Origin of the sequence: Nocardia spumae (assembly GCF_020733635.1) — a bacterium.
Lineage (GTDB): Bacteria > Actinomycetota > Actinomycetes > Mycobacteriales > Mycobacteriaceae > Nocardia > Nocardia spumae.
In genome coordinates this window covers 1,711,159-1,734,656 of record NZ_JAJFZL010000001.1, presented here as the reverse complement: position 1 = coordinate 1,734,656, position 23,498 = coordinate 1,711,159, and the positions used below count along the sequence as shown (strand labels likewise).

Annotated in this window: 18 protein-coding genes; 7 read left to right on the top strand and 11 right to left on the bottom strand. The window is 67.4% G+C overall.

Annotated features, from left to right (window positions below):
• Positions 1 to 67 precede the first annotated feature (67 nt).
• The 3 genes from LKD76_RS07310 to LKD76_RS07300 all read left to right on the top strand — a co-directional run bounded on the left by LKD76_RS07310 (position 68) and on the right by LKD76_RS07300 (position 6,437).
• Positions 68 to 3,910 carry a multifunctional oxoglutarate decarboxylase/oxoglutarate dehydrogenase thiamine pyrophosphate-binding subunit/dihydrolipoyllysine-residue succinyltransferase subunit gene (locus LKD76_RS07310; RefSeq protein ID WP_227980260.1) on the top strand — a complete coding sequence of 1,281 codons (3,843 nt, stop codon included), beginning with the start codon at positions 68 to 70 and terminating at the stop codon, positions 3,908 to 3,910.
• Between the two features lie 250 nt (positions 3,911 to 4,160).
• Positions 4,161 to 4,859: a PadR family transcriptional regulator gene (locus tag LKD76_RS07305; RefSeq protein WP_227980256.1), complete on the top strand. Its 699-nt coding sequence runs from the start codon at positions 4,161 to 4,163 to the stop codon at positions 4,857 to 4,859.
• 93 nt (positions 4,860 to 4,952) lie between these two features.
• Positions 4,953 to 6,437 carry a DHA2 family efflux MFS transporter permease subunit gene (locus LKD76_RS07300; protein WP_227980255.1) on the top strand — a complete coding sequence of 495 codons (1,485 nt, stop codon included), beginning with the start codon at positions 4,953 to 4,955 and terminating at the stop codon, positions 6,435 to 6,437.
• Between the two features lie 83 nt (positions 6,438 to 6,520).
• Here the strand turns inward: LKD76_RS07300 and LKD76_RS07295 are convergent, their stop codons facing one another.
• Positions 6,521 to 8,059: a molybdopterin-dependent oxidoreductase gene (locus tag LKD76_RS07295; RefSeq protein WP_227980253.1), complete on the bottom strand. Its 1,539-nt coding sequence runs from the start codon at positions 8,057 to 8,059 to the stop codon at positions 6,521 to 6,523.
• A 212-nt stretch (positions 8,060 to 8,271) separates the two neighbouring features.
• Here LKD76_RS07295 and LKD76_RS07290 point away from each other — a divergent pair, with 212 nt between their 5' ends.
• Positions 8,272 to 9,486, top strand: coding sequence for a S1C family serine protease (locus tag LKD76_RS07290; RefSeq protein WP_227980251.1), 1,215 nt, complete (start codon positions 8,272 to 8,274; stop codon positions 9,484 to 9,486).
• 16 nt (positions 9,487 to 9,502) lie between these two features.
• Here the strand turns inward: LKD76_RS07290 and LKD76_RS07285 are convergent, their stop codons facing one another.
• Both LKD76_RS07285 and LKD76_RS07280 read right to left on the bottom strand, forming a co-directional pair.
• Positions 9,503 to 10,657 (bottom strand): FAD-dependent monooxygenase, encoded by a 1,155-nt coding sequence (locus LKD76_RS07285; RefSeq protein WP_227980249.1) that lies wholly within the window; start codon positions 10,655 to 10,657, stop codon positions 9,503 to 9,505.
• A complete protein-coding gene (locus tag LKD76_RS07280; RefSeq protein WP_227985134.1) occupies positions 10,654 to 11,124 on the bottom strand; it encodes a winged helix-turn-helix transcriptional regulator in 471 nt (156 codons plus the stop codon). Before LKD76_RS07280 ends, LKD76_RS07285 begins: the two co-directional genes overlap by 4 nt.
• Before the next feature lie 103 nt (positions 11,125 to 11,227).
• Here LKD76_RS07280 and LKD76_RS07275 point away from each other — a divergent pair, with 103 nt between their 5' ends.
• The gene (locus LKD76_RS07275; protein ID WP_227980247.1) at positions 11,228 to 11,929 is read left to right on the top strand and encodes an SDR family oxidoreductase; all 702 of its coding nucleotides are present in this window, start codon (positions 11,228 to 11,230) and stop codon (positions 11,927 to 11,929) included.
• A 26-nt stretch (positions 11,930 to 11,955) separates the two neighbouring features.
• Positions 11,956 to 12,378 (top strand): tautomerase family protein, encoded by a 423-nt coding sequence (locus LKD76_RS07270; protein WP_227980246.1) that lies wholly within the window; start codon positions 11,956 to 11,958, stop codon positions 12,376 to 12,378.
• Between the two features lie 63 nt (positions 12,379 to 12,441).
• Here LKD76_RS07270 and LKD76_RS07265 read toward each other — a convergent pair whose 3' ends face one another.
• From LKD76_RS07265 to LKD76_RS07245, 5 genes are all read right to left on the bottom strand, one after another.
• The gene (locus tag LKD76_RS07265; RefSeq protein ID WP_227980245.1) at positions 12,442 to 12,867 is read right to left on the bottom strand and encodes a VOC family protein; all 426 of its coding nucleotides are present in this window, start codon (positions 12,865 to 12,867) and stop codon (positions 12,442 to 12,444) included.
• A gap of 167 nt (positions 12,868 to 13,034) precedes the next feature.
• A complete protein-coding gene (locus LKD76_RS07260) occupies positions 13,035 to 14,825 on the bottom strand; it encodes an AMP-dependent synthetase/ligase (protein WP_227980244.1) in 1,791 nt (596 codons plus the stop codon).
• Positions 14,826 to 14,947: 122 nt separating this feature from the next.
• Entirely contained in the window at positions 14,948 to 15,847 is a 900-nt protein-coding gene (locus tag LKD76_RS07255; protein ID WP_227980242.1) for an alpha/beta hydrolase, read from the bottom strand.
• Between the two features lie 49 nt (positions 15,848 to 15,896).
• Positions 15,897 to 16,727 carry an SDR family NAD(P)-dependent oxidoreductase gene (locus LKD76_RS07250; RefSeq protein WP_227980240.1) on the bottom strand — a complete coding sequence of 277 codons (831 nt, stop codon included), beginning with the start codon at positions 16,725 to 16,727 and terminating at the stop codon, positions 15,897 to 15,899.
• Entirely contained in the window at positions 16,724 to 18,295 is a 1,572-nt protein-coding gene (locus tag LKD76_RS07245) for a flavin-containing monooxygenase (RefSeq protein ID WP_227980239.1), read from the bottom strand. The genes LKD76_RS07250 and LKD76_RS07245 overlap by 4 nt, the downstream gene beginning before the upstream one ends.
• Positions 18,296 to 18,355: 60 nt before the next feature.
• On the opposite strand from LKD76_RS07245, the gene LKD76_RS07240 reads away from it, so the two are divergent.
• Positions 18,356 to 19,015, top strand: a complete 660-nt coding sequence (locus LKD76_RS07240; protein ID WP_227980237.1) for a TetR/AcrR family transcriptional regulator — start codon at positions 18,356 to 18,358, stop codon at positions 19,013 to 19,015.
• 41 nt (positions 19,016 to 19,056) lie between these two features.
• On the opposite strand, the gene LKD76_RS07235 is transcribed toward LKD76_RS07240, so the two are convergent.
• The 3 genes from LKD76_RS07235 to LKD76_RS07225 form a co-directional block, all read right to left on the bottom strand.
• Complete coding sequence (locus LKD76_RS07235) at positions 19,057 to 20,652, bottom strand: MFS transporter (RefSeq protein ID WP_227980235.1); 1,596 nt, start codon at positions 20,650 to 20,652, stop codon at positions 19,057 to 19,059.
• An 85-nt stretch (positions 20,653 to 20,737) separates the two neighbouring features.
• Complete coding sequence (locus LKD76_RS07230) at positions 20,738 to 21,289, bottom strand: MTB12 C-terminal domain-containing protein (protein ID WP_227980234.1); 552 nt, start codon at positions 21,287 to 21,289, stop codon at positions 20,738 to 20,740.
• Positions 21,290 to 21,367: 78 nt separating this feature from the next.
• On the bottom strand, positions 21,368 to 23,491 hold the full coding sequence (locus LKD76_RS07225; RefSeq protein ID WP_227980232.1) for a bifunctional phosphatase PAP2/O-acyltransferase family protein: 2,124 nt from the start codon (positions 23,489 to 23,491) through the stop codon (positions 21,368 to 21,370).
• Between the last annotated feature and the right edge of the window lie 7 nt (positions 23,492 to 23,498).

The following is a 23,498-nucleotide window of genomic DNA, read 5'->3' as shown; positions in this document are numbered from 1 at the left end:
CAACGGCGCAAATCGCGCCGATTACCCGTGCCGGGCACGTCACAAACGTCGCAGCGCGAAGAACGAAATGAGGCGAACACCTGCTGTGAGCAGCTCAACATCCCAGTTCGGACAGAACCAGTGGCTCGTCGACGAGATGTACCAGAAGTACAAGCAAGATCCGTCGTCGGTCGATGAGAGCTGGCATGAGTTCCTCGCCGACTACACACCGGAATCGCCGGGTGAGATTGTTAACAGCACGCCCGCCGCCTCCGCACCCACCGCGGCGCCCTCGGCGCCGGCTCCCTCCAACTCGGTCACGAAGGCGGCCCCGGTCGCACCGGCCCAGCCCGCGCCGGCGCCGCCCGCCCCCCAGGCCCCCGCCGCTCAGGTTCCGGCCGCCCCGAAGGCGACCGCCGCTGTCTCCGCGGCCGCGGCCCCGCCGCAGGCGCGTGCCAGCAAGCCACAGGCCAGCACCACCCCGGCGCCGACCTCCAACGCCACCCCCGCCAAGAGCGCTCCGGCGGAACCGGCCGCCGACGAGTCCAAGGTGCTGCGCGGACCGGCCGCGGCGATCGTCAAGAACATGTCGTCGTCGCTGACCATCCCGACCGCGACCAGCGTGCGTGCCATTCCGGCGAAGCTGATGATCGACAACCGTCTGGTCATCAACAATCACCTGGCTCGCACCCGGGGCGGCAAGATCTCCTTCACCCACCTGCTGGGTTATGCGATCGTGCAGGCGGTCAAGGCGTTCCCGAACATGAACCGCCACTTCGCCGAGGTCGACGGCAAGCCGAACTCGGTCACCCCGGCGCACACCAATCTCGGCCTGGCGATCGACCTTCCGGGCAAGGACGGCAACCGCACGCTGGTCGTCGCGGCCATCAAGAACACCGAGTCGATGTCGTTCGCGCAGTTCCACAGCGCCTACGAGGACATCGTGCGGCGAGCCCGCGACGGCAAGCTCGGCGCCGACGACTTCTCCGGCGTCACCATCTCGCTGACCAACCCCGGCACCATCGGCACCAACCACTCGGTGCCCCGGCTGATGCCCGGTCAGGGCGCGATCATCGGTGCGGGCGCCATGGAGTACCCGGCCGAGTTCCAGGGGATGAGCGATCAGCAGCTCGCCGAGATCGGTATCGGCAAGCTGATGACACTGACCTCCACCTACGACCACCGCATCATCCAGGGTGCGGAGTCCGGTGACTTCCTGCGCACGATCCACAACCTGCTGATCTCCGACGAGTTCTTCGACGAGATCTTCCACGGCATGGGCGTGCCCTACGAGCCGGTCCGCTGGCGCAAGGACATCAAGGAACGCGGCGTCGACAAGAGCGTGCGCGTGCAGGAGCTGATCGCGGCGTATCGCAGTCGCGGCCACCTGATGGCCGATACCGATCCGCTGCGGCTGGTCAAGGACAAGTTCCGCAGCCACCCCGACCTCGATGTCACCCAGCACGGCCTGACCCTGTGGGATCTGGACCGCGAGTTCAACGTCGCGGGCTTCCACGGCCAGGAGCGGATGAAGCTGCGCGACGTGCTGTCGGTGCTGCGCGACGCGTATTGCCGCCACGTCGGTGTGGAGTACACCCACATCCTGGAAACCGAACAGCTGCAGTGGATTCAGGACCGGGTCGAGCAGAAGCACGAGAAGCCGACCGTCGCCCAGCAGAAGTACATCCTGTCGCGGCTGAACGCGGCCGAGGCGTTCGAGACCTTCCTGCAGACCAAGTACGTCGGCCAGAAGCGGTTCTCGCTCGAGGGCGCCGAGTCGACCATCCCGATGATGGACGCCGTCATCGACCAGTGCGCCGAGCACGCGCTCGACGAGGTCGTCATCGGTATGCCGCACCGCGGTCGCCTCAACGTGCTGGCCAATATCGTCGGCAAGCCCTACTCGCAGATCTTCACCGAGTTCGAGGGCAACATGAACCCGGCCGCCACCCACGGCTCGGGCGATGTGAAGTACCACCTCGGCGCGCACGGCACCTACATCCAGATGTTCGGCGACAACGACATCGAGGTCTCGCTGACGGCCAACCCGTCGCACCTCGAGGCCGTCGACCCGGTGCTGGAGGGTCTGGTCCGCGCCAAGCAGGACCTGCTCACCAAGGAAGATCTGGTCACCCGGGGCGAGGAGGCACGCACCTTCTCGGTCGTGCCGCTGATGCTGCACGGTGACGCCGCGTTCGCCGGTCAGGGTGTGGTGGCCGAGACACTGAACATGTCCGGCCTGCGCGGCTACCGCGTCGGCGGCACGGTGCACATCGTGGTGAACAACCAGATCGGTTTCACCACCGCGCCGGAGAACAGCCGCTCCACCGAGTACTCCACCGATATCGCCAAGTCGATCGGCGCGCCGATCTTCCACGTCAACGGCGATGATCCGGAGGCCTGCACCTGGGTGGCGCGCTTGGCTACCGACTTCCGCGAGAAGTTCCACAAGGACGTGGTCATCGACCTCATCTGCTACCGGCGTCGCGGCCACAACGAGGGCGACGACCCGTCGATGACCCAGCCGTACATGTACGACGTCATCGACACCAAGCGCAGCGTCCGCAAGTCCTACACCGAGGCTCTGATCGGCCGTGGCGACATCTCGATGAAAGAGGCCGAGGACGCCCTGCGTGACTACCAGGGTCAGCTGGAGCGGGTGTTCAACGAGGTTCGCGAGCTGGAGAAGTATCCGCCGGAGCCGAGCGAATCGGTCGAGGAGGAGCAGACCGTTCCGGGCACCGTCGTGACCGCGGTCGACAAGTCCGTCCTGCAGCGCATCGGCGACGCCTTCCTCGGCGTGCCGGACGGCTTCAATGTGCACCCACGCGTGAAGCCGGTGCTCGAACGTCGCCGGGAAATGGCCTACGAGGGCAAGGTCGACTGGGCCTTCGCGGAGCTGCTGGCCTTCGGCACCCTGATCGACGAGGGTAAGGCGGTCCGGTTGACCGGCCAGGACTCCCGTCGCGGCACGTTCACCCAGCGGCATTCGGTGATCATCGACCGCAAGTCCGGTGCCGAGTACACCCCGCTGCACAACATCGGCAGCGAGAACCCGGGCTGGTTCGCGGTCCACGACTCGGCGCTGAGCGAGTTCGCCGCGGTCGGCTTCGAATACGGCTACTCCCTGGGCAATCCGGATGCGCTGGTGCTGTGGGAGGCCCAGTTCGGTGACTTCGTCAACGGCGCGCAGTCGATCATCGACGAGTTCATCTCCTCGGGTGAGGCCAAGTGGCAGCAGCTCTCGGAGGTCGTGTTGCTGTTGCCGCACGGTCACGAGGGTCAGGGTCCCGACCACACCTCCGGCCGCATCGAGCGGTTCCTGCAGCTGTGCGCCGAGGGTTCGATGGCGGTGGCGGTTCCCTCCACTCCGTCGAACTACTTCCACCTGCTGCGCCGTCACGCCCTCGACGGCATCCGCCGACCGCTGATCGTCTTCACCCCGAAGTCGATGCTGCGCAACAAGGCCGTCGTCTCCAATATCGAGGACTTCACCGACGCCAAGTTCCGGTCGGTGCTCGAGGAGCCGACCTACGAGAGCGGCGACGGTGACCGCACCAAGGTCAAGCGGATCCTGCTGACCAGCGGCAAGCTCTACTACGAGCTGGTCGCGGAGAAGGCGAAGAAGAACCGCGACGATGTGGCGATCATCCGCATCGAGCAGCTCTACCCGATCCCGTCCTACCGGCTCAACGAGAAGCTGGCCACCTACCCCAACGCCACCGATCTGGCGTGGGTGCAGGAGGAGCCGGCCAACCAGGGCGCCTGGCCGTTCTTCGGCCTGAACCTGCCGGAGATCCTGCCGGACCGGTTCAACAAGCTGCGCCGCATCTCGCGTCGCGCCATGTCGGCCCCGTCCTCGGGTTCGTCGAAGGTGCACGCGGTCGAGCAGCAGGAGATCGTCGACTTGGCCTTCGCTCCGACCGACTAGCCTTCGCTCCGACCGACTGGGTCGCATCGCCTCTTCGAGGTCGGATCATCGGCGCCGGGCCGGATCACTCGTTTCGAGTGATCCGGCCCGGCGTTTTTGTCGTATTCGGGGGCGTTCGGTCGTCGTCTTCGGTGAAACGGTCTTGCTTCACGTACTTCCGCGTCGTATATTCGGCGTGGAATATTTGATGTGGGTTATGTCGGCGGGCGTGCGTAGAGTCCGGCGACAGCGATGAAGGGAGTCGATACCGATGTCCAAGCAGCCGGGTGCCACGTTGACGCCGATGGCGATCGCGGTGCTCGCGCTGTTACAGGAGGAACCGATGCATCCGTACGAGATGTATCAGCTGATGCTCAAACGCCGGGAAGACAATCTCGTCAAGATCCGGCCCGGCTCGCTCTACCACACGGTAACCCGGCTGGCCGAACAAGGAATGGTGCACGCCGAGGGCACCGAACGCGCGGGCAACCGGCCCGAGCGCACCACATACCGCATCACCGAGGCGGGTACCGCAGCGTTGCGCACCCGCATCTCCGACATCATTCGCCGACCGATCCGCGAGTACCCGATCTTTCCCGTCGCCCTGGCCGAGTCCCACAATCTGCCCGCCGGCGAGACCATCGATCTGCTCACCGAACGCATCGGCTGGCTCGACAACGACATCGTCGAACTCGAAGCCATTCGCACGTGGGCGACCACCCATTCGGTACCGCGGCGGTACTGGATGGTCATCGACTATCTCCGCAGCCAGACCGCCGTCGAAGCGCACTGGCTCCGCGGCCTCGTCGAGGAAATTCGCGACGGTTCACTGCCGTGGGAGGAATTCGACGAGCACGGAACCCGTTGCCCCAGCAAGAGCGGTGACATGGGCCACGACTGGGGTGCGGCCCTCACCGACGACATGCTCGCCGAGCTGCGGAAAGGTGGTGCGACCACTGCCGAACCCTGAGGGGGGCACGGTCCCACGCCGCGCTCCGAGACCCGCATACGTTCGACCATCGGCCGTACCGACCGGCCGGTTTCTGGAACAGGAACGAAATCTATGACAACCCAACGCAATCCGTGGCTGGCGCTCTCCGCGCTGGTCGTCGGGTTCTTCATGATCCTGCTGGATATGACCATCGTCGCGGTGGCCAATCCGGCGATCCTGTCGGACCTGCACACCGATATGAACAAAGTCATCTGGGTGACCAGCGCCTATCTGCTCACCTACGCGGTGCCGCTGCTGGTCACGGGACGCCTCGGCGACCGCTTCGGCCCGAAGAACGTGTACCTGGCCGGGCTGGCGGTGTTCACCCTGGCCTCGCTGTGGTGTGCCACGTCGGGCTCGGTCGAGATGCTCATCGCCGCGCGCGCCGTACAGGGCCTCGGCGCCGCGTTGATGACGCCGCAGACCATGGCGGTCATCACCCGCACCTTCCCGCCGGACAAGCGCGGTGCGGCCATGGGCCTGTGGGGCGGTGTCGCCGGCCTGGCGACCCTGGTCGGCCCGATCCTCGGCGGTGTGCTGGTCGACTGGCAGGGCTGGAACTGGATCTTCTACATCAACGTCCCCGTCGGCATCGTGGCCTTCGTCCTGGCGGTCTGGCTGGTGCCGAGCCTGGAGACCCACCAGCACAAGTTCGACATCGTCGGCGTCGTGCTCAGCGGTGTCGGCATGTTCCTGCTGGTGTTCGGCATCCAGGAAGGCAATACCCGGGACTGGGACGCCTGGATCTGGACGATGATCGTGGCCGGTCTCGTGGTGCTGGCCCTGTTCGTGGTCAACCAGGCACGCAACAAGAACGAGCCGCTGGTGCCGCTGAGCCTGTTCCGCGACCGCAACTTCTCGATGTCGAGTATCGCGATCGCCGCGATGGGTGCCGCGGTCACCTCGCTGATGGTTCCCGCCTACTTCTACCTGGAAGCCGTGCGGGAGTACACGCCGACGCGGGCCGCGCTGGTCTTCGCGCCGATGGCCATCGTCACCGGTCTGACCGCGCCGATCATCGGCAAGATCTCCGATCGGATGCATCCGCGGGTGTTGCCCACCATCGGTTTCGCGGGCTTCGCGTTGACCGTGTTCGGGTTCGCGGCATTGATGAAGCCGGACAGCTCGATCGTGGTGTTCCTGATCGTCGCCGGTATCGCCGGTCTGTCGAACTCGTGCATCTGGGCGCCGCTGGCTTCCACCGCCACCCGTAACCTGCCGATCCATCAGGCCGGCGCGGGCGCCGGTGTCTACAACACCACCCGGCAGGTCGGCTCGGTGCTGGGCAGCGCCGCGATCAGCGCGCTGATCTCGGCTCGCATGTCGGCGCAGGGCCTGGGCGGCGGCCAGTTCGGTGAGGGCGGTGGCGCGGGTACCGGCCACATCCCGGTGCCGATCCTGGACAAGTTCAGCACGGCCCTGGGGCAGGCGATGATCCTGCCGGGCGCCATCCTGCTGATCGGCGTCGTGGCCTCGGCGTTGTTCATCGCCAACGGATCCGCGAAGCCGCAGGCCGCACCGGATTCCGAACCGGAGAAGGCCGGAATCGCCGGCTGATCGGCCACACTGTCGAAGGCCCCGCCCGAGAAGCTTGGGTTCACACGGGCGGGGCCTTTCGCGTCGCCGGCGCTCTCGGCCGACTATCCGACCCGCACGGTCTTGGACGGATATCCACTGGCGCCGTCGGGTACGACGTCGGCGTATTCGGCGGTCTGCACCGCGCCGGTGCCGTCGGTCGAGCGGGCGCGGAGGGTGTGGGTGCCGGCGGTGGCATCCCAGTCGAAACTCCACTGCCGCCAGGTGTCGATCGAGGGTTCGGCGGCCAGGCGCGCGAATTGCCAGGGGCCGTCGTCGATCTGCACTTCCACCGCCCGGATGCCGCGATGCTGGGCCCAGGCCACGCCCGCGATCGTCACCACCCCCGCCCGCACCGCCCCGCCCCGCGGCGTATCGATGCGGGTGCCGGTTTTGATCGGACCGCGGGCGGACCAGCCGCGCCGGGTCCAATATGCCTGTGCGCGATCGAATCTCGTGACCTCGAGTTCGGTGACCCATTTGGTGGCCGATACGTAGCCGTACAGCCCGGGCACCACCAGCCGCACCGGATATCCGTGTTCGACCGGTAGCGGTTCGCCGTTCATGCCCACAGCCAGCAGGGCGTCGCGGCCGTCGGTCAGTGCCGCCAGCGGGCTTCCCGCGGTGAACCCGTCGACGCTGCGGGACAGCACCATATCGGCATCGGGGTGCGGACCGGCCTCGGCGAGCAGCTCGTCGAGCCGATATCCGAGCCAGCGGGCATTACCGATCAGATCGCCGCCGACCGGATTCGACACACAGGTCAGTGTCACCGTTCGCTCCACCGCTTGCCGATGGGTGAGATCGCGGTAGTCCAGCCGGATTTCGCGGTCGACCATGCCGTGGATACGCAGCGACCAGGTTTCGGTACTGACCTGCGGCACCACCAGCGCCGTATCGATGCGGTAGAAGTCGTCGTTCGCGGTGAGATACGGCGTAAGTCCCGGTATCCGGAGGTCCGCGGCCGGATCGGGCGGTGGCGCGGGGGTATTCGGCGGCGGCAGCCGGATCTGGGCCCGCTCGGCCGACACACTGTGCACCGTCGCGCCCAGTACCCGGCCGACGACTCCGGCGGCCACCGCGACCACGCCGACACTCGCGATCGCGCGCACCAGCTGTCGCCGATCCATCTGCGCGACAACGGGTTCCGCCGGTGCCGCGACCGCGTCGGCAGCCGGCCGTTCGCCTCGGCGGATCAACCACCGCAGCGCCACGATCGCGAGCGCGACCCCGACGATCGACGGCAGCATCCAGGTCCGGTCGGCGGCAGGACGGGTCACGGCCGCCCAGGCGGCGACGATCCCGAAGATCGCGAAGACGGCCGATCCGATCGGACGGCCGATGCGCTCGACCGTGCCGGCGAGCGCCGCGACAGCGAGCGCCACGATTCCCATCAGCAGGGAGAGAACGAGTTTGTCGTTGGTCCCGAAGGTGTCGATCGCCCATTCCCGCACGGTGTCGGGGGTGTGGTCGACCACCGCCGATCCCAGGGCGGCCAAGGGCGCGCTGCCCGCTCCCACCGGCACCGACACCAACTCCGCGACACCCAGTGCCACACCCGCGGATACGACCCCGCAGGCCGCCCGCAGTCCCGTTCCGGCCATATCCGCGAGCGTACTGCGCACCGATACGCTCCCGGGCCGGTCACGGCCGCCGTCATACTTTCGTCAGGATCGCTCTCGGCGGGATCGTCCACGGTCGTGAGCCGGGCCACGTAGGCAGTTCCACGGCAAGCGCCCAGCCCTCTCTCAGGAAACGCGCGCTTAATCGATTACAGGATCCGAATTCCCGCGCCGGATCCGCCGACACCCGGGATGTGACCGAACAGGACGTGATGAGTGTGTATCCGAATCAGGGCAACCGGCCGTATCCGCCCGGACCGTACGAACCACCGTCGGGGGCGTACGGTCCGCAGTCGTCTCCGCCGGGCGCCGCCCGCGCACCACGCCACGGTCTGACCTTCGGGTTGATCGCGGCGCTGGTCGCGGTGATCGCGCTGACCATCGGGCTGGTCGGTGCCCGCATCGACGGCCACGGTCCCGTCTCGGGGACACCCCTCGGTCACGGTCGAGTGCCGGCGGTGGAGCAGGTCGATTCCCAGGCCACGGCGCTGGAGCAGGCCGCGAACGCGGTCGTCCCCGGCATCGTGGTGGTGAATACCGAACTCGGGATGCAGAACGGAGCCGGCGCCGGAACGGGCATCGTGCTCGGTTCCGACGGCACGATCCTGACCAACAATCACGTGGTGGAGGGCGCGACCGACATCTCGGTCACCGCGCTGGGCGATGGCCGCACCTATCAGGGCACCGTCGCCGGATTCGATCGGCAGGACGATCTGGCGCTGGTGAAACTGCGGGGCGCATCGGGTCTGCAGACCGCGCCCCTCGGCGATTCGGACCAGGTCGCGGTCGGCGACGCCGTCGTCGGCGTGGGTAACGCGGGCGGTACCGGCTCCCCGACCGCGGCCGGCGGGCGCGTCACGGGACTGAACCGATCGATCACCGCCAGTGACGACTCCGCCGGCACCTCGGAACAACTGACCGGCCTGATCCAGGTCGCCGCGAATATCCAGCCCGGCGATTCCGGCGGTCCGCTGATCAACAGTTCCGGCAAGGTGATCGGCGTCGATACCGCTGCGTCCCAAGGCTTCCGGCTCGGCACCGGCGGCGGTCAGGGCTTCGCGATCCCGATCAACAAGGCGGTGTCGATCGCCAAGCAGATTCAGGCCGGTTCCGCCTCGGATCGCGTGCACATCGGCGATTCGGCCTTCCTGGGTATCACGATGAGCGATGCCAACGGTTCCGGTGCGCTGGTCCGCGATGTGGTCGGCGGCGGCCCCGCCGAGGCGGCCGGGCTGGCCGCGGGCGATGTCATCACCGGCCTCGACGGCCACAGCATCGACTCGGCGACCGCCCTCACCGGCACCATGGATCAGCACCACCCGGGCGATACCGTCACGCTCACCTGGACCGACGGTTCGGGACAGCACGAGTCGGCCCGCACCGGACTGACCCAGGGCCCGGTCGGCTGAGCCGTGGCCGGCCCGGTCACCGCGGCGGCTGCCAGGACAGCGCCGGGCCCAGCCCACGCAACAGCACACTGCCCGGTGTCACCAACAGCGCCGCGTCCCGGCCCAGGGCCGGAACCGAGGACAGTTGCGCGATCCGGCCGATGCGGCGCGAACGCTGTGCGATCCGCCGGGTCCGGGGCCGGCGGATCCGGTCGTATTCGACCAGGGCGGCGCCGATTTCGCCGGTGCGGTCGAGCAGGGCGGCCAGGGTGACGGCATCTTCGATCGCCTGATTCGCACCCTGTCCCATATTCGGGGTCATCGCATGGGCGGCATCTCCGAGCACGGCCGCGCGGCCGCGGGCGAACGTGCGTAGCGGCGGCAGGTGGTAGATGTCGTGGCGCAGGACGTCGTCCTCGCCGACCGCGTCCAGCAGCGCCGGAATCGGCTCGTGCCAGTGGCCGAATCGGCGGCGCAGCTCGCCGAGTTCGTTCCCCGGGCTGCGTTGCCCGGCGGGCGCGGCGGCGGCGCCGAAGACGTACACCCGACCGTCGGGCAGCGGGATGACACCGGCCTGTTGCCCATTCCCCCAGCTCTGTCCGCCCTCACGCAGTGCCGGGACCGGCCGGGCGGTGATCATCCGCCACGCGGTCAGTCCCGTATATCGCGGTGGCGCCGCCTGGGGGCAGACCCATTCCCGGACCACACTGTGGATCCCGTCCGCACCAACGACGAGATCGCTATGGGACGCACCGGCGCCGTGCCGGACCGTGATCCGGTCGCCGTCGGCCTCGATCCCGGTCACCGCGATACTCGTGCGAATGCCGAGTCCGGCGACCGCGCCGCGCAGGATGTCGAACAGATCGGACCGCGGGATCATGACCACTTCGCCGTAGCGCCGGGTCAATTCGGCGGTGTCGGTCCGAATCAGCCACCGGCCCCGCGGGTTACGAATACCGGCATCGGTCTCGGGCATCGCCCGGGCCCGTACCTCGGCCCCGAGACCGATGCTGTCCAGGGCTCGTAAGCCGTTGCACCACAGGGTCAGTCCCGATCCCGATTCGCCGATCGCGGCCGACCGCTCCAGGATCTCGACAGCCCACCCCCGGCGGCTCAGCGCGACGGCCGCCGCGAGCCCGCCGATACCGGCGCCCACGACCACGGCCCGCCGGGTGTTCGGGTCGGCCCTCATCGCCGATTGAGCCGGATCTCGATATCGCCCGACTTCGCGTGCGGTCCCGGATCCCGCACCACCTGCACTCCGATCTCGGCGCCCGAATCCCGCTCCACGAACGCCAGCGGCGGCGCCCCGTCCTGCAGGTACCTGTCACCCCACTGCATCAGGGCCAGGAAGACGGGCAGCAGATCCTCACCGGCCGCGGTCAACCCGTATTCCTCACGCGCGCGGCGCCCCGGTTCCCGATAGGGCATGCGCTCGACGATCCCCGCCGCCTCGAGTTGTTTGAGCGCGCGCGACACCGCGGGGGCCGACGTTCCCACCCGCACCACGAAGTCCTCGAATCTGGTTGTGCCGTAGAAGCATTCACGGACCACCAGAAAGACGGTCCGCGTACTCAGCAAATCCAGCACCCGCCCGGCCGAGCAGTGGTCACCGATCGACCAGTCATCGCGGTCGCGCAGCCGCGCCTCGAACGTCATCGACACGAGACCCATCGTACCTAACGCTTGCGTTACCCAGATAGCTGTGCTGTCATCTAACTAACGACATCGTTATCCAGCTCGGAAATCCGAAGGGAAGTACATGGTCGACATCGAAGGCGCGGTCGCAATCGTCACCGGTGGCCGTCGCGGACTGGGCAAGGCGTTCGTGGACGAACTACTCCGGCGCGGCGCGGCGAAGGTCTACGCCGCCGCGCGAACTCCGCATCCGGACCCCGATTCGCGGATCGAGGTACTCGCCCTGGATGTCACCGATCCGGAATCGGTGGCGGCCGCGGCGCAACGGGCGACCGATGTCGACATCGTGGTCAACAATGCCGGCGTCCTGCTGCCGGCGCCGCTGCTGACCACCGAGATGGCCGACGTCCGAACCACATTCGACACCAACGTCTTCGGGCCGCTGCGGATCGCTCAGGCCTTCGCGCCGACGCTGGCGGCCCGCGGCGGCGGTGCGCTGATCGATATTCATTCGGTGCTGTCGTGGGGTGCGGGGGCGGCGGCCTACGGCGCGTCCAAAGCGGCGCTGTGGTCACTGACCAATTCACTGCGGCTGGAACTCGCCGCACAGCACACCCAGGTGGTCGGCGTACATCTGGGATTCGCCGATACCGAGATGGTCGAACGGCTGACCGTCGACAAGATCTCCCCGGCTCGCGTCGCCGAAGCCGTATTCGACGGCCTGGAGCGCGGCGACCACGAGGTGCTCGTCGACGAGATAACCCGACGGGTGAAGGCCGCGCTGTCGGGTCCCGTCGACGGGCTGGCACTCACCATCCCCCGATAGATCAGCGACGGCGAAAGGACGAACCGATGCCTCTCTGGCATATCTACCATCCGGCGAATACCTACTCCGACAAGGATAAACAAGATTTCGCCCGGGATATCACCGCGCTCTACACCAGCTTCGGACTGCCCGAGTTCTATGTCGTCGTACTGTTCCGGGAACTCGAGGAATCGTCGTATTTCGTGGGCGGTGAGCCGGCGCGCGACACCGTGCGGATCGTGGTCGAACATCTGGCCCGGCATCTCGACGATCCGGATATGCGTAGGCGATCGACGCTGCGGCTGAACGCGATCATGGAGCCCTACACCCGCGATCGCGGACTACATTGGGAATTCCACACCTACGAATCCCCGCGGGATCTGTGGATGATCGCCGGATTGTTCCCGCCGGACGCGGGATCCGAAGCCGAAAAGACGTGGGCTCGGTCGAACAAACCCGCCCCCTACTGAACACACCACCGCCCGCCGCATGTCCCGAGCCATGCGGCGGGTACTCGAAACCTGCGAGAAACCCTATTCGCCGCCGTACAGGTTGATCATCCACGGCACCGAGTATTTGTCGGTGACCATGCCGAACAGTTCGGCCCATTCGGTCTTGCCCAGCGGCATCGATACCTGACCGCCGGCCGACAGCCCGGTGAAAATCCGCTCGGCCTCGGCCTGATCGTCGACGTCCAGGCATACGCTGAAGGCCGGGTCGGCGTGGTTGACCCGCTGGTCGGGCGGACAGTCCGAGCCCATGATCATCTGATCCGCACGCCAGGTCAGCGCGGCATTGGCGATGCGCTTCGCGACCTCGGGGGGCAGATCGCCCCCACCGCCGTCACCCATTTCGCCGTAGCGAACCATCTGCAGTTCGCCACCGAGAACGGACTGGTAGAAGCCGAACGCCTCCTCGGCATCGCCTTCGAACATCAGGTAGGTGGTAGCTGATTTCACGGTTGCCTCCTCCGCAGTGGATACGGGCCGGTGACCGGTGGCCGCGGCCCTGCAGATGAGACGACGGCAACCGGCGGAAATCATCGCGTGCAGCCGATATCGTCGCATGCCCGAGAACGCCGATGGCCCGCCTTCGCGAAGAAGGCGGGCCGGAAGCGACGCGACGATCAGCTGTAGATCGCCTCGACCTCGCTCGCGTAGTTCTTCATCACCACATTGCGCTTGAGCGACATCTTCGGGGTGAGTTCACCGCTGTCCTCGGTCCAGTCGACCGGCAGGATGCGGATCTTCTTGATCGCCTCGGCGTGGGAGACCAGCTTGTTGGTGTCCTTGACCGCCTTGTCGATCTCGGCGTTCAGTTCCGGCAGTTCGATCAGCTTCTCGATCGGGGTGTCGGCGGGCACGTTGTTGCGAGTCTGCCAGCCCGGCAGCGCCTCCGGATCGAGGGTGATCAGCGCGCCCACGAACGGCTTGCCGTCGCCGACCACCATCACCTGGCTGATCAGCGGATGTGAGCGCAGTGAGTCCTCGAGCATTCCCGGGGAGACGTTCTTACCGCCTGCGGTGACGATGATTTCCTTCTTACGACCGGTGATCGTGACGAAGCCCTGATCGTCGATCGCGCCGAGGTCGCCGGTCTTGAACCAGCCGTCGGCGAAGGCGTCCTCGGTGGCGGTGGGGTTGTTCCAGTAGCCGGCGAAGACGACCGGGCCACGCAGCAGCAGTTCACCGTCGTCGGCCACCTTGGCGGCGTGACCGCCGAGCGGGCGGCCCACCGAACCGACCTTCAGATGGTCGGGGGTGTTCACCGACACCGCGGCGGTGCTCTCGGTCAGGCCGTAACCCTCGTAGATGGTGACGCCGACACCGCGGAAGAAGTGCCCGAGCCGCGCGCCCAGCGGGCCGCCGCCGGATACCGCGGACTTGCAGCGCCCGCCCATCGCCTCGCGCAACTTGCCGTAGACCAGCTTGTCGAACAGGGTGTGCTTGAGCTTGAGCACCAGCCCCGGGCCGCCGTTGTCGAGCGCCTGGCTGTACTCCACGGCGGTTTCCGCGGCCAGATCGAAGATCTTGCCCTTGCCGCCGTCGTGTGCCTTCTGCTTGGCGCCGTTGAAGACCTTTTCGAACACGCGCGGCACCGAGAGGATGAAGTCCGGCTTGTATTCGCCGAACTGCTCGACCAGCGTCGACCAGTCGGCGGTGTGGGCCACGGTGACGCCGGCGTCGAAAGCGGCCAGCGCCACCGCGCGGGCGAATACGTGCGCCAGCGGCAGGAACAGCAGCGAGCGATGGCCCGGCTTGAGGAACTGCGGCATCGCGGCGCGGTCGGCGGCGGACTCGGCGTAGAGGTTGGCATGGGAGAGCATGACGCCCTTGGGCCGTCCCGTGGTGCCGGAGGTGTAGATCAGCGATGCCGGGGAAGCGGCCTTGACCTGCTTGCGCCGTTCGTGCACGGCCTCGTCGGCGAGTTCGGCGCCCCGGGTGACCAGGGTGTCGATGGCGCCGGCGTCGATCACCAGCGGCTCACCCAGTTCCGGCAGGCCGTCCTCGATCTCGGCGATGGTGGCGCGGTGCCGGGCGTTCTCGACCACGATCAGCTTGGTGCCCGAATCGGACAGGATCCAGCGCGCCTGCTCGGCGGAGGAACTGTCGAAGATCGCTACCGTGCAGCCGCCGGCGGCCCAGATCGCGAAGTCCAGCACCACCCACTCGTAGCGGGTCGAGGCCAGGATGGCGACCCGGTCACCGAGTTCGATCCCGGAGGCGATCAGTCCCTTGGCCACCGCGGTGACGTGCTTCGCGAACTCCGCGGCGGTGACATCAGTCCAACCGCCCTTGCCGTCCGGCCTGTTGAACACCACCAGGCCGGGCGTGCGCTCGGCGTGCCGGAAGGCGCCATCGGACATATTGGCGTCTTCGGGGATGGTGTAGGTAGCCGGGACTTCGAACTCTCGCATCGGTGCCCTTCCACGTGGTCTACTCGCCAGTAATTTACGCCAGCCACAACAGCAGGCTCCGCCCGGCCGCCCGGTCGACGTGTCGACGCGGATGCGGCGGGCGGAACCGGTCCGACCGACTTCTATCCTATGGATCGAATTTGCGCTGGTTGCAGCGATTCGCCGAGGAACTGCGCCAGCTCACGAGCGGCGGCCGCCGCGGGCTGTACCAGCGATGCCTGCAGCTGGGAAACATGCCAGAGGCCGTGGGTCACCGAGAACCGAACCGGCACCTCGGCCACACGCAGCGCCTCCACCAGCCGCTCGCACTGATCGTGCAGCAACTCCCCGGCATCGACCTGGACATAGATGACCGGCAGGCCGCGCAGCACACCCAGCAGCGGTGCGTAACCCGAATCCAGCGGATCGCCGTCACCGAGGTACGCGGCCGCGCACATCCGCGACCACGGCGTATTGATCACCAGATCCCGCGCGCGACTCGGCAGCTCGTTCGGATCCGCCCACGGCGCGATCAGGCCGAGGCCCGCGGGCCGGATACCGTGCCGATCCCGCAACCGCTGCGCGAGCGCCAGCGACAAGCCGCCACCGGCCGAATCACCGGAGATCGCGATCTGCTCGGGGGCCAACCCGGTCGACACCAACTCCAGGAATGCCGCCTCGGCGTCATCGAGCGCGGCCGGATAGGGGTGTTCCGGCGCGAGCCGGTAGTCCGGGACGTAGACCGGACAGCCGATATCGCGTGCCAGATGTCCCGCCAGCGACCGATGGGTGGCCGGGGATCCGATGGTGTAGCCACCGCCGTGCAGATACAGCACCGCGCCCGAGCCGGTCGCACCGGCCGCGGTCACCCGCTCGGCGGAGCGTCCACCCAGTCGCATCCGGTCCACCCGGGTCCCGCTCGGTAGGAGCTGCAGCACGGAACCGGCATCGAGCAGCGCCCGCTGCAGGGTGAAGGGCAGCCGGCTGTGCATGGCATACCGGAACATCGGATGCAGGACGGCCCGTGCGATCGGCAAGGGCATGGACAACGCTTTCGAAAAACCAGGCATCACAGCGTCATTCACTCGCGGCTCAGGGCATGAACCGGCTGTTGACGATGCTGGCGATGCGCTGATAGTAGGAGCCCGTGGTGCGCACGAACAGATCCAGCGCCTTCGCCTCCCAGCCGATCAGCACCCGGCCGTGCCCCTTGCGCACGCCCTCGGTGATGGTCTGCGCGGCCATCTCCGGGGTGTGCATGGCGAGCTTCTTGTCGAAGAAGGCGGAGAGCTGATTCGCGTCGAGCCCCTCGGCGTAGGTGGCGTTGCGCGCCACCGCGGTCTTGATACCGCCCGGATGCACACAGGTGACCTTGACCGGCTTCTTACCGCCCAGCATCTCCTGACGCAGCGATTCGGTGAAACCGCGCACCGCGAACTTCGCCGCGTTGTAGGCACTCTGACTCGGCACCGCGATCAGACCGAACAGCGACGACACGTTGATCACGTGACCGTCGCCGGATTCGATGAGGTAGGGCAGGAAAGCCTTGGTGCCGTTGACGACTCCCCAGAAGTCGACATCCATGACACGCTCGAAGTCCTTGAACTGGGACTCGTTGACCTCGCCGTGGAAGGCGATACCGGCGTTGTTGTAGATCTGGTGCACGACACCGAAATGCTTTTTCACCTCGTCGGCGTAGAGCAGGACGGCCTCGCGCTCGGCCACGTTGAGCCGATCGGATTTGACCTGGGCACCCAGCGCTTCGACGCGTCGGACCGTCTCGGCCAAGCCTTCGGAATCGATATCGGACAGCGCGAGTTTCGCGCCCCGGCGGGCCAGATTCTCGGCCAGTGCCCGGCCGATGCCCGACCCGGCGCCCGTGATCACACAAACCTTGCCCGTGAAGTAAGCGTCATTGCTCACTGTGTTGCCACCACTTTCAGATCGGGCCGCGCGGCCTCGTCGGTCGATTGGGTCGTCTCGTACGCCGCGACATCGAATTTCTCGGTCAGCTTACGGAAGCGGAAGGTGAAATCGGGCCACAGCGTGGTGTTGTTGCCGTGCTTGTCCAGGTACCAGCTGGCGCAGCCGCCGTTGAGCCAGACACTGGCGGCCATGCTGTCCTGCAGGTCGCGGTTGTACTTGTCCTGCACGTCTTTTCGCACCTCGACTGTGCGCAGTCCGCGCTGGTCGACGGTGGCGATGGCGTCGGCGACGTAGTTGATCTGCGATTCGATCATGTACACCATCGAGGTGTGGCCCAGGCCCACGTTCGGCCCGAGCATGAAGAACATATTCGGGAAGTTGTGGATGGCCGCGCCCTTGTAGCCCTGCTGGCCGACCTCGTCGAAGAGTTCGGTGAGGGTGCGCCCGTCACGACCGGAGATGGTCTCGTACACCGGCGAATCGGTGACGTGGAAGCCGGTGGCCACGATGATGGCGTCGACCTCGCGCTCGGTGCCGTCGGCGGTGACGATCGAGTTCGCGCGGACCTCGCGGATACCGTCGGTGACGACATCGACGTTGTCGCGTCCCAGCGCCGGGTAGTACTCGTTCGAGATCAGCATGCGCTTACAGCCGATGCGGAAGTTCGGCGTCACCTTCTCGCGCAACGTCGCGTCGGACACCTCGAGCCGCAGCTTGAGCCGGGCGAGCCCTTCGAACGCCAGCATCGCGGGCGGGAACTTGGCCAGTCCGACGACCTGCGTCTCCCGGGCGGCGTAGATGGCCGCGCGGGACAACTTCTGCACGCCCGGAACGTATTTGAACGCCAGCCGCTCGGCCCGCGTGTACTGACGGTCCATTCGCGGCAGCAGCCAGGGCGCGGTGCGCTGATAGAGGTCCAGGCGGGCGACCTTCGGCGCGATCGAGGGCACGATCTGAATGGCCGAGGCTCCGGTGCCGATCACCGCGACCCGCTTACCCGTCAGATCGGCGTCGTGATCCCAGCGCGCGGAGTGGAAGATCTGCCCTTCGAAACCGCTGATGCCCTTGATATCCGGCAGATTCGGCTCACACAGCGCACCGACGGCGGAGACCAGGACATCGGCGGTGAAGGCACCCCGGCTGGTCTGCACCTCCCAGCGGGCCACTTCGTCGTTCCAGCGCGCGCCGGTCATCTCGCAATCGAACAGGTGCTTGTCGCGCACCCCGTAGCGGTCGGCCACGCCCTGGATGTAGGCCTGGATCTCCGGCTGCTTGGAGAACGACCGGGACCAGTCCGGGTTGAGCGCGAACGAATACGAATACAGCTGTGAGGGCACATCGCAGGCCGCACCCGGGTAGGTGTTGTCCCGCCAGGTACCGCCGACATCGTTGCCGCGCTCGAGTACGAGATAGTCGTCGCGCCCCTGCTGGCTCAGCCGGATGGCCAGCCCGAGCCCGGAGAATCCGCTGCCGACGATCAAGGTGCGCACATGACGAGCGGGCGCAGCTTCGCCACCGCCTTCGGACGCAGCGCCGCGGCCGTTGTCTGTAACCCTACGACTCATGTACTAAAGCCTACGGTCTTATTGAGCGCGAGTCAACAGTATTGACTACCGTTCAGTAAGATGAGATCCGTGAGTGACAACGGTCCCGGAACCAAAAGGGTGCGGCTGAGCCCGGACGAGCGCCGGGAACAGCTGGTCACCCTCGGCGTGAACATGTTGCGCGACCGCACGCTCGAGGACATCTCCATCGGGGAGATCGCCCGGCAGGCGGGGATCTCCCGGGGCCTGCTGTTCCACTACTTCGCCTCGAAACAGGACTTCCAGCGCGCCATCGTCCGCCGCGCCAACGAGGAGTTGCTGGCCCGGACCATGCCCGATCGCAGTCTCGGCCTGCTGGGGATGCTGCACGATGCGGTCGAGCGCTACGTCGACTACGTCAGCGAGAACCGTATCTCCTATCAGGGCCTGCTGCGCGGCCCCGCCAGCGGCAGCCCGGAACTGCTGGCCCTGGCCGATGCCACCCGCGACGCCATCGTCGACCGGATCCTCACCGAAACACCGTTGACCCCCGACGATCCCGAACTGCCCCGGCTGCGGCTGGTGTTCCGCGGCTGGATCGCCTTCGTCGAGGAAACCACCCTGATCTGGTTGCGCGAGGAGACGATCGGCCGCACCGAACTGATCGATACCCTGGTCGGCGCGCTACCGGCACTGGCCATGCATCCGGCGCTGGCCGAATGGCTGGCCGAATCGGCGGACGGCAGCACCCTGCCCGCGTGAGCGGCGGATCGGCGGCGGTGCGGCCCCATGACACGGCGAGATCAGTCCTCGTGCACGTACCCGGCACGGTCCCCGCGACGCGGCAGCCATACCGCGGTGACGACGGCGGCGAGCAGGATCATGATCGCAGACACCAGCAGCGCCACCTCGAGTCCGCGGTGGAACGCCTCGTAGGTGGCGTTGATGACCCGATTCACGATGGGTCCATAAGCCGCCGAGGCCGCGGCGTCACCACCGGCCGGGACATTGCCGGTCTCGATGGCGTCGATCACGATGGCCTGGAAGTTGGCCGGAACCCCGATCTGCCGCAACCGATCCCGCAGATCGGAATTGAGGAAGGAGTTCACCAGCGAGCCCAGCGCGGCCACACCGACGACCGCACCGACCTGTCGCATGGTGTTGGTGGCCGCGGCCGCCATACCGGAATGTTCGGCCGGAACGCCGGACAGTACCGCCGAGGTCAGTGGTACCACGGCGATACCGAAACCGAGTCCGGCCAGCATCAGCGCCAGCGCCAGCGGCGTGAATTCGACCGTGACGCCCAGGAAGTGACGGGTGAGCAGAATTCCCGCCGCACCCAGCACACAGCCGGCGATCATCGGCGTACGGGATCCACGCAGCGCCACCCAGAAGCCGGAGATCAGTGATCCGGCGATGATCGCCACCGCCATCGGGCCGAAGACCGCCGCGGTCCGCCAGCCCGAATAGCTCACCACCTCTTGGAGATACAGCGCGGTGAAGAAGAAGATCGAGAAGATCCCGAAGTAGACCGCGAAGGCGACCACCAGCGCGCTGCGTACCAGCGGACGCTCCAGATAGTGGAAGTCGAACATCGGGTTGGGCGCACGCGTCTCGACCCACAGGAACGCGACGAACGCGAGCGCGCCGATCACGAACAGCGTGATCACCGAGGCGGACGAGTAGCCCACCTGCTCACCGGAGATGGCCGCGTAGATCACGCATCCGAGAAAGGTGGCGCCCAGGACGAATCCGGCCCAGTCGACCGGACCCGGCTGCGGATCGGCGCTCTCCGGAACGAATTTCAGCGCGGCCGCCAGCACGACCACGCCGACGATCAGGTTGAACCAGAAGATCGAGCGCCAGCCGAAGGCGCCGACCAGCACACCGCCGATCACCGGCCCCAACGCCAGGGCCAGCCCCGACACCGCCGCCCAGGCGCCCAGCGCCTTGGCTCGGGCACCGCGATCCGGGAAGATGTGCCGGATCACCGACAGCGTGCCCGGTTCCGAGGCCGCCGCACCGACACCCATCACCGCGCGCCCCGCGATCAGCAGCGAGACGCCACCGGCCAGCGCCGACAGCACCGAGCCGATACAGAACACGACGAGCCCGCCGACCATCACGCGTTTGCGGCCCCACCGGTCGCCGAGAGTGCCGGCGGTGAGCATCAGGCTCGCGAAGACCAGCGTGTAGGCGTTGACCACCCACTGCAGCGACACCACCCCGGCATGCACATCGGACTGGATATCGCCGAGTGCGACGCTGACGATGGTGGTGTCGAGGAAGGTCACGAACAGCACCGCGGTGACCACCGCCAGCGCGACATAGGGTCGCCGGGTTCCGCCCGCCGATGCGCCGTCCCCGGTCGCCGGCGCGACCGCGCCGGGCGCATTCACCGTGGGATTCGTTGCGGCGGAGGCACTACCGCGATGCGGTCGGCGCGATCCGGTACCCCACCGGCTCGACGACGTCATCGAGACCTCAGCTGGTCGGTGTCGGAACGACGGTGGGCGGCGGTGCCGCGCCGGGCGCCGGACTCGCGCCGGGGGCCGGTGCGGGCGCGCCACAGACCGGCGGCGCCGCCCCCTCCAGGGTGAGCAGCGCGCAGAAGGTCGAAGCCGTCACCTTCCAGGTGCCGTCGGTGTAGACCGCCGACCCCTGCTGACCGGACAGCGCGGGTGTGCCGTTGAACAACACGTCGAAAGTCACATCGGCGTGATCGGTACTCGTACTGGCCACCGTGGTGACCTTGGCGGACGCCGATTTGGCCAGCGGGGAATCGGCTTGGGCCCTGATGGCGTCGGAGAACGCGGCGCCGTTCTCCAGCAGCGCGATCTTCTGATCCGCCGAGGTGGCGCCGTCGAAGAACTTCTCGAAGTTGACGGTGACCGCCTGGGTGACCGTGGGCGCGCCGGAATTCGACGACGATGCGGCCTTGTCGCCGGAATCGTCACTCCCGCAGGCGGCGGTGGTGGCCAGCAGCGCGGTAAGGGCACACGCCACAAGCGCTTTCGACGCGATCCGGTCGAACATGATTCGGCCTCCCTCGGGTAACGGTCGGCTCCGTGATCAACTGGTCGAAGACTACTCGCCGGATCCTGCCTCCGGGCGCTATTCGGCCACGAACGTGGGGTCGGCGAGTTCGGCCAGCACACCGGGCAACTCGGCCGCGACCGTGGCGGCGTCGAGTATCGCCGGATCCACCGAGAGCCCGATTCCCAGCTCCCCGTGCCAGCTCAGCACACCGGCCACCACGGGCACCCCCGGTGCGGCCGGAAGAATCGGAAAGACCTGGGTGATAGGCATATTCGCGAAAGTCATCGCGATCTCGGGCCCGGCCATATTGGACACTATGGCGTGGAAGAACCGGCCGCCGTACACCGACCGCGCGAACGCCCCGACCGCGGGCTCCGGGAACAGCCGGAGTACCTGCGCCATCACGAAATGCGAGGCGAGCGCGCGGGTTCCCGCATGCAGCCGGTCGCTGTGGGCGCGGATATCGGCGAGCCGGTCGCGGGGGCTCATCGCGGTCAGCGGGATATCGATCATCACCGCGGCGGTCAGATTGCCCTCCGCCCCCGAGGACGGATCGCGCACCATCAGCGGGACCGCGACCCGGATCCTTCCGTGCAGCCGTTCCCCCAGATCGGGACGCAGTCGCTGCAGTGCGGTGACGGTCAGACACAACAGCACATCGGTGACCCGGGCGCGATGCGAACGCGCCACCGCCCGAACGGTTTCCAGATCCAGCGAACAGACCGTGAACACTCGCCGCACGCAGTCGCCGGGCAGGGTGCCGCCGGGCCGCGCATCGGCCGCGAGCTGCGCCAGCCCGGCGACCGTACCCACGGCGGTCGTGGCCCACCCGGGTGGTGTGCGGTCGGCCACGGCCAGATCGATGGTCGGGCGCAGCAGTCGCAGCGCCTGCAGGACCGTACCGATACCGTCGGCCACCACATGGTGCAGCAGCAGCACCACTCCGATGGCGCCGTCGGCCGGATCGCGTACCAGCACCAACCGCCACAGCGGGCGATCCTTCGGCAGTGTCTCGGCCGCCAGATCGGTGACCACCCGGCTGATTCCGTCCACCCGCCGCGCCACCGCTTCGGTGGCCGCCGGGCACCGCGGTTCGGCCACACCGGATTCGATGCCACCGCCGCCGGGACCGACGGCGACGCCGGCCGGCACGACGTCGAAAGCCGAGAAGCCGTCCTCGGATCGGCCGGTACCGCCGGCGCGCCCGGGACGATCGCCAGATCCCTCCGGTGATCCGGTCTCGACGGTGCGCTCGGTGACATGCCAGTCCCAATCCACCGGACTGTCCACCCAGCGCGCCCGGCGCCACCGCCCCGGCTGGTCCAGCCGCTGCTGGAATCGCGGTAGATGACGCAGTTCACCGCGCACCAGATCGCGCACCTCGGCCAGGGTGGGCCCGCCGTCGGCGCGGGGTCCGAACACCACCATCCCACCGACCTGCTGCGGTATTCCGGACTTCTCGATATGCAGGAAGAACGCGTCGGCCGGGGGGACGGCGGGCGGACGCGCGTACCAGCGATCGACCAGCCGCACACTCACCGCGACGAAGGCCACCGCGATCACCGCGTCCAGGACGAAGTGATTGGCGGTCGCCACGATCACGTAGCTGGTGAGCCCGACATGCGCGGCGCTGAGCAACTGCATCGCCCAGCCGCCGGAGACCCGGGCCAGCACCACGCTGACCCACAGCGCCCAGCCGACATGCAACGACGGGACCGCGGCGAGTTGATTCGCCCCGGAAACCAGCGATGACCCCCACGAGCCCCAGGTGTGGCCGGCGACGACGGTATCGGTGAAGCCCAGATCGGCCAGCAGCCGCGGCGGGGTGACCGGAAAGACGGCGAAGCAGGCGATGGCCAGCACGTTCAGCAGCAGGAACGAGTCGCGGGCGCGAGGGTAGTCGGCGCGGCGGCGGAAATACATCCAGAACAGCAGCGCGAAGGCGCTGATGATGTAGGTGAAGGCGTATTCGTAATTGGCCAGTGTGGCCAGCAGTTCGCGTGACTCCAGCCAGCGATTGAGCGGGCGCTCGACGTCGATGTCGAGCCATTGTTCGAGGTCGAAGATGCGGTGCGCATGACGGTCGGCCGATTCGCGACGCGCCGGGCTGTGCAGGGCATCCACCGCCAGATACAGCCCGAATACGGCCAGTCCGACCACACAGTCCCGCCACAGCACCGGACGCGACGGATTGCCCACACAATGG